At 39.5% G+C, this 11921-nt stretch carries 15 protein-coding genes; 4 read left to right on the top strand and 11 right to left on the bottom strand.

The window, feature by feature from the left end; genetic code table 11:
- Window positions 1-8: 8 nt before the first annotated feature.
- The 10 genes from E4N80_RS10545 to E4N80_RS10500 form a co-directional block, all read right to left on the bottom strand.
- Window positions 9-242, bottom strand: a complete 234-nt coding sequence (locus E4N80_RS10545) for a PIN domain-containing protein (RefSeq protein WP_253699175.1) — start codon at window positions 240-242, stop codon at window positions 9-11.
- 138 nt (window positions 243-380) lie between these two features.
- Window positions 381-596 carry a hypothetical protein gene (locus E4N80_RS10540; RefSeq protein ID WP_253699174.1) on the bottom strand — a complete coding sequence of 72 codons (216 nt, stop codon included), beginning with the start codon at window positions 594-596 and terminating at the stop codon, window positions 381-383.
- A 56-nt stretch (window positions 597-652) separates the two neighbouring features.
- Window positions 653-1627, bottom strand: a complete 975-nt coding sequence (locus tag E4N80_RS10535; protein ID WP_253701057.1) for an ACP S-malonyltransferase — start codon at window positions 1625-1627, stop codon at window positions 653-655.
- A 27-nt stretch (window positions 1628-1654) separates the two neighbouring features.
- The gene (locus E4N80_RS10530) at window positions 1655-2590 is read right to left on the bottom strand and encodes a beta-ketoacyl-ACP synthase III (RefSeq protein ID WP_002686930.1); all 936 of its coding nucleotides are present in this window, start codon (window positions 2588-2590) and stop codon (window positions 1655-1657) included.
- A 174-nt stretch (window positions 2591-2764) separates the two neighbouring features.
- Window positions 2765-4147, bottom strand: a complete 1383-nt coding sequence (locus E4N80_RS10525) for an MATE family efflux transporter (RefSeq protein WP_253699173.1) — start codon at window positions 4145-4147, stop codon at window positions 2765-2767.
- A gap of 21 nt (window positions 4148-4168) precedes the next feature.
- Entirely contained in the window at window positions 4169-4984 is an 816-nt protein-coding gene (locus E4N80_RS10520; protein WP_253699172.1) for a hypothetical protein, read from the bottom strand.
- Window positions 4985-5046: 62 nt separating this feature from the next.
- Window positions 5047-6198: a cobalt-precorrin 5A hydrolase gene (gene cbiG / locus E4N80_RS10515; protein WP_253699171.1), complete on the bottom strand. Its 1152-nt coding sequence runs from the start codon at window positions 6196-6198 to the stop codon at window positions 5047-5049.
- Window positions 6195-6944: a precorrin-4 C(11)-methyltransferase gene (gene cobM / locus E4N80_RS10510; RefSeq protein WP_253699170.1), complete on the bottom strand. Its 750-nt coding sequence runs from the start codon at window positions 6942-6944 to the stop codon at window positions 6195-6197. The genes cbiG and cobM overlap by 4 nt, the downstream gene beginning before the upstream one ends.
- 110 nt (window positions 6945-7054) lie before the next feature.
- Window positions 7055-7444, bottom strand: a complete 390-nt coding sequence (locus tag E4N80_RS10505; protein WP_253699169.1) for a HEPN domain-containing protein — start codon at window positions 7442-7444, stop codon at window positions 7055-7057.
- Window positions 7437-7748: a nucleotidyltransferase family protein gene (locus tag E4N80_RS10500; RefSeq protein WP_038133843.1), complete on the bottom strand. Its 312-nt coding sequence runs from the start codon at window positions 7746-7748 to the stop codon at window positions 7437-7439. The genes E4N80_RS10505 and E4N80_RS10500 overlap by 8 nt, the downstream gene beginning before the upstream one ends.
- 132 nt (window positions 7749-7880) lie before the next feature.
- Between E4N80_RS10500 and E4N80_RS10495 the strand changes: the two genes are divergently transcribed.
- The 4 genes from E4N80_RS10495 to E4N80_RS10480 are packed head-to-tail and all read left to right on the top strand — an operon-like array spanning window position 7881 to window position 10906.
- Window positions 7881-8636, top strand: coding sequence for a ParA family protein (locus E4N80_RS10495; protein WP_253699168.1), 756 nt, complete (start codon window positions 7881-7883; stop codon window positions 8634-8636).
- A complete protein-coding gene (locus E4N80_RS10490; RefSeq protein WP_253699167.1) occupies window positions 8629-9522 on the top strand; it encodes a ParB/RepB/Spo0J family partition protein in 894 nt (297 codons plus the stop codon). Before E4N80_RS10495 ends, E4N80_RS10490 begins: the two co-directional genes overlap by 8 nt.
- A 23-nt stretch (window positions 9523-9545) precedes the next feature.
- Window positions 9546-10130 (top strand): hypothetical protein, encoded by a 585-nt coding sequence (locus E4N80_RS10485; RefSeq protein WP_253699166.1) that lies wholly within the window; start codon window positions 9546-9548, stop codon window positions 10128-10130.
- Window positions 10130-10906 carry a TIGR02757 family protein gene (locus tag E4N80_RS10480; RefSeq protein ID WP_253699165.1) on the top strand — a complete coding sequence of 259 codons (777 nt, stop codon included), beginning with the start codon at window positions 10130-10132 and terminating at the stop codon, window positions 10904-10906. The genes E4N80_RS10485 and E4N80_RS10480 overlap by 1 nt, the downstream gene beginning before the upstream one ends.
- 5 nt (window positions 10907-10911) lie before the next feature.
- Here E4N80_RS10480 and E4N80_RS10475 read toward each other — a convergent pair whose 3' ends face one another.
- On the bottom strand, window positions 10912-11829 hold the full coding sequence (locus E4N80_RS10475; protein WP_253699164.1) for a nucleotidyltransferase family protein: 918 nt from the start codon (window positions 11827-11829) through the stop codon (window positions 10912-10914).
- Window positions 11830-11921: the final 92 nt, after the last annotated feature.

Below are 11921 nucleotides of genomic sequence, written 5' to 3'. Positions count from 1 at the left end.
ATTTTAATCTATACCAAAATTAAATCGGTAATAAACCGAAAGTCTTTGATATTTGTAGTATACAACGGCAATCCCAACTCTAATGCCGTAGAGGCAATCAAAGCATCCGGAATCAAAAGTCCATGACTTTTAGTATACTTTTCAATCAGGTGCTTTGCCTTTATAGAAATTGTTTCGAAAATTTCCACAATCTCAAAATCCGAAAAAGCCTTTTTTATAATACCGGCTTCACGCTTGTTCAAAGCCCCAACCATTAACTCCATATAAGTAATGGAAGACATGCCCCAAACCTTGCTCTCTGTCTTGTTGAAGTTTTTGCTGAACCTCAAGTTTCCCTCGAAGATAGTCTATCAGAATACAAGTATCACAAAGGTAAAGCATTAAGAACGTCCCCATGCCTTATTTCTTATCTCTTCAACTGAAATGTTTCTGTCCTTCCATAATCCAAAGGCAGCATTAAAGTCTGAATCTTCCCTTTTATGAGCTTTTACAGGTTTGTGTAAAGTCTTAACTATTTTATCAAGCAACCTAATTCTTTCCGTATAGGAAAGCATATCAACTTGTGCTGAAAGTTGTTCAAAAGCAAGTTCCGACATAGACATCTCCTTTAAATTTTTTCAAGCTGTTTGTTTATAAACCGCATATTCCGTTTCTATTCGATAATCTTATTTAGCTGTTCTAAAGTTCCTGTCGGTGAACATGCGAGTTCATCCGATGCAAAACCGCTGTCTCTCCAAAGATTGCACAGGGTGTTTCCCGGGCCTACTTCCAAGAGGCGGCAGGGGTTTAAGCTTCCGCTTAAAGAAGCGATTTCCTTTTCTTCGCTCGTCCATAGGACGGGGTGGGTAAGGTGAAGAACTGCGTTTGCTTTTGCTTCTTCTCCCGATTTTACTTGCTTGCCCGTAACATTTGAAAATACAGGGATTTGAGGGGCTTTAAAGTCAAAGCTTTTTAAGACCTCTTCAAATTCTTTTGCCGCTTCTTCCATTAGGGGGGAGTGGAAGGGGCCTGCAACCGCAAGGCGGACGCATCTTTTTGCTCCGGCTTCCTTGCACAAGTCTTCTGCAAGGCTTAAGCCCTCCGCCGTTCCCGAAATAACGGTTTGAACGGGACTATTCATATTGGCGGCAAAAACTATTCCGCTTTTGGGGCCGGAATGGGGCTTTAATAGCTCCAGAACCTTTTCGGGCTCAAGTTTTAAAATAGCCGACATACCCAGGGCACCGGAGCCCTCCGTTGCCTTTGCTGCAATCTTATCGCAGGCTGCCTGCATAATAGCCCCTCGTTTTTGTACGATGCGTATCATATCTTCAAAGCTTAAAATACCGGAAGCATAGAGGGCTGAAAACTCACCCAGACTGAAACCTGCAACGGCTGATGGGTTTATTCCTTTTTCTTTTAAAACGGCAAGAATAGCCGTCTCAACCGCAATTATAGCCAACTGGCTCTTATCGCTCCTTGAAAGCTCTTCGTTTTCGGTGTGCCGTAAAAGGGTATCGATATCCTCTCCGGTTATATCGCCGATTTTTTTGATTAGGTCCTTTGCAGCTCCGTATTCGTCAAAAATATCTTGAGCCATACCCTTAAATTGGGCTCCCTGCCCCGAAAATAAAAATATACTGTTCATCATAATCCTCTCTTTACCATATTTATTCTAGAACCTTATTACGGCACCGCCCCAAGTGAGCCCGGCCCCAAAGCCTGCCGTAATTATCGTTGTTCCTTCAGTCAATTTTCCTTGAAGCCTCAAATCATCGAGGGTTATCGGAATGGAAGCAGCCGAAGTGTTTCCGTAGTTTTCCATATTACATGCGAATTTACTCATATCGGTGTTAAGTCTTTTTGCGGCGGCTTCTAAAATACGCTTGTTGGCTTGGTGGCATACAACTAAGTCTACATCTTCCATATTGATGTTTTCTTTTTGAAGAAGGCTTTTTACGGTTTCGGTTATAACGCCGACTGCAAAATTGTAGACGGTTCTTCCATTCATTTTTAGATGGTCTGCCATATAAAGAGCTTCATAACCTGTTCCGTCAGAACCTAAAATTACCGAGCCTATGCCCCTCTTTGAATTATCAAAGGTGTTTTCAAGGAGGGCTGCCCCGGCCCCGTCTCCGAATAGTACGCAGGTAGAACGGTCTTGCCAATCGATTATTTTGCTTAAAACCTCGGTGCCGCAGACAAGGGCATAACGCCGGCCGTGCCTTTCCATGAGGGCTGCTGCCGTATCTATTGCGTATAAAAAGCCTGAACATGCTGCCGACAGGTCAAAACATGCCGCATTTTTTGCACCCAGTTCTTTTTGGATAAGACAGGCATTCGACGGAAAGCCTTGGTATTCTGCCGTGGCGGTCGCGCAGATAATTAAGTCTATATCCTGAGGATTTAGATTTTCATTTGCCAAGACCTGCTTACAGGCCTCGGCTCCTAGGGATGCACTTGTGTCTTCTTGGGAAGCTATATAGCGGCTTCCTATCCCTGTGTGGCTTCTGATCCATTCATCCGAAGTATCTAAAGAAGCGGGAAAATCGCTGTTGTGCATTATTTTTTTGGGGATAGCCTTCCCCGTTGTTTTTATTATAATAGCCATAGTTTTCTCGCTTTATAATTTTATTAGAGAACATTTTAGTATTTTTTTGATAGTAATGTCAACCGTTGGGGAATACGGCAGATGCCCGTATATTTTTAAAAGAAACATTGAAATCCGCATAAAACCGTGTTATACTGTATCATAATGAAAGGATCGTTCTTCTTTTCTCAATCCTTAATCCGTAACCGAGCGGAGCCATTTACCTGACCTGATACGCCAAAGACCTAAAAGTGACTTAAAAGGTTCTTCGCTAAAAAGGCAAATATAAATTCCCCATGCCGGAATAGAAGTATAAACCGACAAAGAATATGCCAGCGGAATGGAAACACACCACATAACTGCCGTATCGCAGATTATACCGAAACGGGTATCGCCTCCCGCTCTTAGAATACCGACAAGCATACACATGTTAAAGGCTTTTAAGGGATAACAACAGGCTAAAATTATAAAAAGCTTCATTACGGTCTGCAAGACTACTGTTTCTACATTAAAGAAAATCGGAGTCAAATACGAAATCGGAATTAGCATAGCACCGACAAACACGGCAACAAAGGGCACAAAGATTGAAACCTTTGCCGCATAAGTTTTTGCCTCATCATAATTTTGCTCTCCGATTTTTTTCCCTATCAAAACGCTGACTCCGTTTCCGAAGCCTATAAAAATAACCCATGTCAACATCGAAACCGTATTTGTAATATTGTAGGCGGCATAGGCAAATGTTCCGATTCCTGCAAATATCTTATGATGAAAGGTAATGCCTAAAGACCATAACGATTCGTTTATTAGAACCGGCATAACTATCGCAAAGTATTGTCTTATAAATTTAAGATCAAAGTCAAAATGATTTTTGAGTTTTCCGAGTATGGGATATTTCTTTTTCTTTGTTACGGAAAAAAGAATGATAAGCTCGGCAGCTCTGGAAGCCACCGTTGCAATAGCCGCCCCCTTAACTCCAAGTGCGGGGAAGCCCAACAAACCGAAAATCAAAACGGCATTCAGTATAAGGTTTACAAAAAGAGAAACGAGCGTTGCGCCAACCGCTACCCTTACCTTTTCTATAGAACGAAGGGTAATCATAAAAATAAAGTTTACCGCAAAGGGCAAAAAGCAAAATGCCGAAACGCTTAGGTAGTCTACTCCCTTTTCGATTACGGCCGCATCCTTTGAATAAAGGGATAAAATTTCTTTCGGAAAAACAGTGCAGGCCAGTGTAAAGATGGCACTGAAAAAAACTGCAACGATGAGAGAAACGGAAAAAGTTTTTTGTAAACCCTTAAAATCTTTTTTGCCCCAAAATTGAGCGGTAAAGACCATGCCGCCCGAACCTATGCCGTACAAAATCAAGTTCAATAAAAAAAACAATTGATTGCCAAGCCCTACGGCTGCAAGTTCAACAGTGCCTAAACGGCCTATCATTATTGTGTCTAAAATATTTACAAAGGAGCTTATAAAATTTTGCAATATTATAGGCACGGCAATTATAAATAAGTTTTTTAAAAAAGATTTATCTGAAAATACCGATTTTAGATTTACAACCGGTTTTGAATTTACAGTCATAAGTTTCCAAGCTCCTCCGTATTAAAAATGTAGAATTTCATTTCGATGTTTTATTCCTAAAAGAGATAAGTTTTCTTCAAGGCTGATACTTTGGTCATAATTATCTTTTAGGTCAATCAAAAATCTGTTCATCGAAAAGTGCTGATAAAGAAAAATTTGCGGTTCTTTTTTATCCGTATATAAATTCTTCATCTCATTTGCATAAGCATAAAATAAGCCGCGGGGTTTAAGCTCGCTGTAGCCCACAAGCCAAATTGGGCAGTCCAGTTTTTTTTGAAGCTCAGCCGTTTTTTGGGCCGTAAAGATTTGAGACTCTTCATAGAATTTTTTAAAAGAACCGTCCGCATCTTTTTTTAAAATATAATCCAGCTGCTTTGTCTTTGCCGTATGAATGGGCGTTTTGTTTAGGATAATAACATTTTTTCTAAAATCGATTCCGAACGAAGGATTTTTTTTAAAGAAGTTATCTGCAATCTTTCCTGCAAGGCCCACAAGATATTTTTGATTTTTATGAAGCTGCTCATTTTTCCCCGGATTATCGCCTATAACGATGAGCTTAATTTCATCATCTTGGGTTATCGAATCCCAAGCATGATTATACACAATCGGAGTTTCTACAGGATAGGGAGGCGTTTTACCCGCCAGAGCTGCCTCTTCTTGCAGCACAGCCAAGCTCCCTTTAAAAAATGAAGCATTTTCTTTTTTAAAAGATTGGGCGGCATAGTTTTCTAAAGAAGGTTCCTTATATTTATAACCTAAAATATCAAGGTAATGAATACACTCGTTTTTATACTCGCTTTTAAATTTACAAAAAGCATTCCATTTATCTTTTTCCATCGGCAGGATATTATATCAGATTATCTATATTTTTGAAAAGAGCTGTCTTATTTTTCCGTGCATCACTCTTCAGCGACCGAAACGGTTACGCCCTCGTGTTTAAACTTATCTAAAATTATTTTGCCTCCTAGGAGGAAGGCGGAAGGGGCCGAAACATTGTAAACTCCGACAGTCTTTTTTACAAATTCGGACTTTTCAAAATTGTCTTCTATTTTTTCTATTTGACTTTTAGGAACAAAGACGGGGCTTATTTTTAATTCTTTTGCAAATTCAAGCAAGCCTTTTTCGTTTTGTTTTAAGTCTATCGAAGCTATCGCTTTAACAGCCATTAGATCCTTGTTTATTGAATCGAGGGCTTTTTTTACTGCCTCGGCAACGGTCTCTTTATCCACTCCTTTTTTTAAGCCTATCCCTAAGTTTAAATTTTTAGGCACCAAGTGTACGATGGGCAAAGGCCGGCTTAAAGCCGATACGGTTTCTCTTTTTTTATTTGAAACGATGATAAGACCTTCGAGTTTTTTTTCTTCGGTTAAGGCCTTTAAATGCGAATTAAAATCTTTTTCTTGTAAAATAAAAAGATTGGGATAATTTATCGGTGCCGCCTTATCTTCGGAATCAACAACCCCGACGCTTGCGTCGGGGTATGTTGTTCTCATAAGGTGGTTGCAGTCGGCTTTAATACCCTTTGTTACGACGCAGGGCGTCGGGGTATTAAACCCTCCGCACGAATAAAAGCCTATAGATTTTCCGTCTACCATAAGGGAGGTAATTATCTTTGCATCTTCCATAGATAAAATAGCATAATTGTTTTTTTGAGCAAACAAGTCGACGGCTTCTATATTCCGGCTGTCGGAAGCCGTTGTAATTACACTCACAGCCCCTAGCAGCTTTGCAATTTTTTCGGTGAGAGCATTGGCTCCGCCCAAATGTCCCGACAAAAGCGAAATTACAAAACGGCCTAAATCATCGATTACAAGAACCGCAGGGTCTTTGGTTTTATCCTTTATGTAATCCTTTATCATGCGGACGGCAATACCTGTAGAAGAAATAAAAATAAGGGCATCCCGATTTTTAAAATCATCGGAAATTAAGGATCGGATTCCTCCGGCCGTTTTTGCATTATAAAAATGATCGATTTGTGAATTCAAGCCTGATAGTTTTTCTCCCAAGAGCTTCCCTTTTTCGGTAAAGGAATAAACTGCTATCTTTTTCATTTTTCCGCTTTTCTAAATTCGTGAGAAAATTCGGGATTGTAAAGCTGGGACCTTTTATAATCTCCCGCAATAAAATTCCCCACCAAGATTTGTGCCGTTTTGTTTATACCGGCCTTCTTTACTTTTTGAGCAATATCGCCGAGGGTACCTATTATTATTTCTTGATCTTCCCAAGTCGCCTTGTAAATTACGGCAGCGGGGGTAGCTTCATCCTTATAGCCTTTAAGCAGTTCTGCAACTACATTTTCCATATTTTGAACCGACAAAAAAATCGCCATCGAGGCCTTGTGTGCTGCAAGAGCTGCCAGCTTTTCCTCCTGAGGAACGGGTGTGCGGCCTTCCATGCGGGTTAGAATAATTGTCTGGCTTACATCGGGAAGGGTGAACTCTTTTTTGATTGCCGCCGCCGCCGCCGTACAAGAGCTCACGCCCGGGATAACCTCATAGTCTATCCTGAGTTTATCAAGCTCATCCATCTGCTCCCTGACAGCCCCATAAATTGAAGGGTCGCCGGTGTGAAGCCTCACAATCAAAGCATTGCGGTTTTCCTCCATAACTTTGATAACTTCTTCAAGAGTCATTGAAGCCGAATTATAAGTTTTACAGTTAGGCTTTGCAAACGTGAGATGCTCGGCTGAAACCAAAGAGCCTGCATAAATAATTATATCGGCTTTTTCAATCAGCTTACGCCCTTTTATTGTAATTAAATCCGGATCCCCCGGACCTGCCCCTACAAAATAAACCATAATATTCCTTATAAAATAAACCTTCCTTTCATTGTTTTATCGAGAGTATTCTACTATTCTTTAAAGGGATGTGTCAAGGTTTTTATAAGAGAATTTCTAAAACTCGATTTTTAGAGGGCATCAACAGCACCTTCTACCCATTTCTTTAATTTGTATGCCGAATCTATAGCATATTTTGTATCATTATCGTCTACATAAACCTCTTGCGGATATCGGCTTCTAACACTATAAGGATTGAGAATTGCACATATTTTCAAAATATCAATCGGAACATCGATGCTGTTTTTTATCAATTTCGCCAGTACAAGTAAATCATGTGTCTTTTGAATTTCTTCATTTAGCCCTATAAGCAAACCTTTTAAAAATTTTTCTGAAGCTTGCTGACAATGATAACAGATAATAGTTAAAGGCCTGGGATGCATATTTTCATATAGATGTTTTGCACAAACAAAATCCATGTTTGCAAAATCAAACCATTCTTTGACTGCTTCATCATTCATAAATAACAACTCCATCCTGTGCAACAACTCTTTCAAGTGTGGGCATTTTACTTCTTTTTTCAAATACCGCAGCAGTATTAACAACAATATCAACAGGCTTTGTATCCATATCTATCAGAGATAAATAGGCTTTCTGCGCCGAATGTAATACATTCTTAGTATCATCAGGCATTATAAGATAAAAATCGTAATCACTGTCTTCAGTAAAAGAGTCTTTAGCATATGATCCGAATAATATTATTTTTTGAGGTTTAACAGCTTCTAAAAATCTATCTCGAATTTCAAAGATTTCCTTATTTATCATAATACTTCCCCATTTAGATAATTCTAACATGATATTATAAAATTTTCAATTCATTTTCTTCTAATACCTAAAAAATCGTTAAGCTTAAAAACCCCTTACATAAATATTAAAAATCATGTATAATGAAGCATTATGGGAAAAACATTTGTTTTTGTAAACCAAAAGGGCGGGGTCGGGAAGACGACTTCCGTAATTAATTTGGGTGCTTACATCGCACTGACAGGAAAAAAGACTCTTTTAATAGACTTTGACCCTCAGGGGAATATGTCTTCCGGTGTCGGTATTCAAAAAAAGCGGCCGACCGTTTATGAGGCCCTTGCCCAAAAGACCTCAATAAAAAATACCATCTACCCTACAACGGTAAAAAACTTATCGGCAATCCCGGCTTCAATAGACCTTTCGGGAGCAACGGTAGAGCTTGTAGACGAAGCCGACAGGGAATTCTATCTTAAAAATATTATCGAAAGCGTAAAAAACGAATACGATTATATCCTAATCGACTGCCCCCCGTCTTTAGGTATCTTAACCTTAAACGGACTCACAGCAGCCGATCAAGTGTACATACCGCTTCAATGCGAATACTTTGCTCTTGAAGGTTTAACCCTTCTTTTGCAGACAGTTCAAAGGGTACAGCAAAGCCTTAATCCTTCTCTTGAAATAGGTGGAATATTTTTTACCATGTTCGACTCAAGAACCAATCTTGCTCAAGAAGTTGTACAGCAGGTATCCTCATATTTTAAAGATAAGGTTTTTTCGACTATTATTCCGCGGAATGTAAGATTATCCGAAGCCCCCTCACATGGAATTCCGATTTGCAATTATGATGCAAAATGTACGGGAGCAAAAAGTTACGAAAAACTTGCAAATGAGGTACTGAACCGTGGCTAAAAAATCGGCATTAGGAAGAGGCCTCAATGCCCTCTTGGAAGAACAACCGGCAAATCATATAGTGGAATCACTGAATATTTCCGAAGACTCAATTATCAATATTGACCCTAAACTGCTGCAGCCGAATCCGTATCAGCCTCGAAAAACCTTTGATGAAGAAAAAATAAACGAGCTTGCAGAATCAATAAAAGAACACGGAATAATTCAGCCGATTGTAGCCGAAAAACATGAGGACAAAGGTTATTTTATAATAGCCGGAGAAAGGCGCACAAGAGCAGCCATCAGTTTAGGCTTGGAAACGGTTCCGGTAATCCTACGCAGCTTTGAAGAAAAAAAGAAACTGGAAGTAGCCCTTATCGAAAACATTCAGCGGGAAGACCTAAATGCAATCGATGAAGCCCTTGCCTACCAAGAGATTATGGAACTGGCCGCCATAAACCAAGAAGAACTTGCAAAGAGGGTCGGCAAAAGCCGGTCGGCAATTACAAACAGTTTAAGAATATTAAAGCTGCCGGAAGAAATGAAAGATGCTTTGCGGGTAAATAAAATTTCGGCAGGCCATGCACGTTCTCTACTGTCCATAGTAAATCCAGCCGATCAAAAAATTCTTTTTTCGAGAATTTTAGAATCGGAATTATCGGTACGCGAAGCCGAGTCAATGGCAGCCGATCTTAATTCTGGAATCGGCCGCATAACAAAAAAACAAAAAAAAGAAACGTCTTCACTTTCTACCGATGATTTTGAATTAAGAGATATTGAACAGCAGTTTATAAACTCCTTAGGTACAAAGGTTCAAATAAAGGGAAACTTAAAAAAAGGAGTTGTCGAAATATCATACTTTTCAAAAGATGATTTGGACATGCTATATAAAAAAATAAACTCGTAAAACCGAGGAACTTGGAGGATGATATGGCAAAAAAAGCAAGCGAAACAAAAACTACAAAAAAAGCTAAGGCACCGGCAAAAACCGCTGCAAAGAAAACGGCAAAGGCTCCGGCTAAAAAAACTATTTCCGCCTATAAACAATCGGCAGCCGAAAAAAAACTAGTTACCGAATTAGCGGAGCTCACAAAGCAAATGGATGCTGAAGGCCTCTTGTTTTTGATAGAGCAGGCTCGCGTTCACTTATATAATATGCAGGTAGAAGCTCTTGAAGAAGACTTGCAGGCAATAGAAGAAAAAAGAGCCAAAACCGTCAGCGTAAAAAAAACACAGCCTAAAAAAGATTTTAGGATTGAAAGAGCAAGCGACGGTTCCGTTTATCACATAATAAGCGGCGGAAAATGGAAGCTGATCAATGCCGATGAACTTTTCAGCATTTTAAAAATCGTAAATGCAAAACTGGATGAAAATGAAATAAGGCTCAACCTTATTCACTGGTTCTTCAAAGAGAGAGGAGATTTTGTAGGTGATTTAGGACTTGCCGACACCCACGATCCCCGATGGCTGGAACTTATAAAACTTTTAAAAACAAATTTTAAAATAAAGATATAATGAGCAACAATTTTAATAATTTAAAAACGACTCTTGACCGTCTCGTAGTAAAATACGAAAAACCGGCCTTTATACCTGCCGATCCTATAAGTATTCCGCACCGTTTTTCTAAAAAAGAAGATATAGAAATTGCAGGCTTTTTTGTTTCTATTTTTGCATGGGGAAATAGAACCGCCATCTTAAAAAGTGCGGATAAACTGATGGCTCTCTTACAAAATCAGCCTCACGCATTTTTAACTCAAAGCACATCGGCTCAACTAAAAATAATAAACACTTTTTATCACCGCACCCTAAACGGAGGAGACAGCCTCGCCATAGCAAAGGCTATAAGACGCATTTATTTATCGGGCTCAAATTTTGAAGAATTATTTAAATCTAAAAATCAAGATGAGCCTTTGATAAGCAGGATGAGCCGATTTAGAAAAGAATTTATCAAAAACATGGATCCGCATAATACAAAGCATATAGCCGATATGGAAGGCGGTTCTGCAGCAAAAAGACTGAACATGTTTTTACGCTGGATGGTAAGGTCTAAGGATAAGGGGGTCGATTTCGGTTTATGGAAAAGCGTTAAACCGTCTGAGCTCTATCTCCCTTTGGATGTTCACTGTGCCCGAAGAGGAAGAGCTCTAGGCCTTTTAACCCGCAAACAAAATGACCGCAAAGCCGTAGAAGAAATAACGGAACGCCTTAAAGAATTTTGTCCCGAAGATCCTACAAAATACGACTTTGCTCTTTTTGCCCCCGAAGTCGAAAAAGCCTTGGCCGAAAGATAAAAGTTTTATCTCCACAGGAATTCGGGATAGTAGCCTTCTTTTACCTTATTTTCAAGTTCGTTTTTAACAATTTCTCTGTCTTCGGGATAGGTCATTCCAAACCATCTTTCAGTGGTAGTATAAACCTTAACCTTACCTAAGCCCTTTTTCATCATTGCGCCTACACCTTCAGGCAAAAGACATTCGGCTTTTTCACTTTCTGCATATTTATGGATAAAGTCTTTAAAATACTCATTCATAAAGTCGAAGATTTTAGGAGAGAAGCCGAATAGGTTCATCGAGACGGTTTCCTTACCTGAAAATTCAATGTTCTTTCCCTCATGTTCGGAAATAATCTTTTCGACTGAACCTTCTTTTTTGTATGCAATATCCTTGTGTTCGGTTATTCCGATAAGGTAACCGTTTCCTACTTGGCAGACCCCTCGCGAAACGGAACCGGAGCGGCTCAAGGTTTTATCCAAGATATAACCGACCATAGCGTGTTCCGTGGAATCATTTGATAGGGTTGAAAGATGGGTTGCTATCGTTTTATAAGCGGAGCGGCCGTAGTAGTCATCGGCATTTATAACGGCAAATGGTTCATTTATTTTTAACTCCGCAGACAAAATAGCATGAGCTGTTCCCCAAGGTTTTTTCCGGTTGACAGCCCTTTTTATTTGCTCATCGGTCAAAAACCCGTCCATAGATTGGAATACATAATCGGCATTGCAATTGCGTGCAATTCTATTAAAAAAACGCTCTCTAAAATCGTTTTCAATATCTTCCCTAATTATAAAAACAACCTTTCCAAAGCCGTTATTCATCGCGTCATAAACAGCATAGTCCAATAAGGTTTCATCATGCCTTCCGACAGCGGCGATTTGTTTTACACCTCCGTATCGGCTGCCCATTCCGGCAGCTAGAACTAAAAGAGTTGGTTTCATAAATAAACCTCCTATAAAAAATTTTTGCAGCAAATATCAATTTGCGAAAAAAGTTTTTTCACGCAGTTTGTTTACAAACTGCATACAATAAT

Origin of the sequence: Treponema denticola (assembly GCF_024181605.1) — a bacterium.
Classification (GTDB): domain Bacteria; phylum Spirochaetota; class Spirochaetia; order Treponematales; family Treponemataceae; genus Treponema_B; species Treponema_B denticola_B.
Note: the sequence above shows the minus strand (reverse complement) of the source record. Positions and strands in the feature narration are given on the sequence as shown.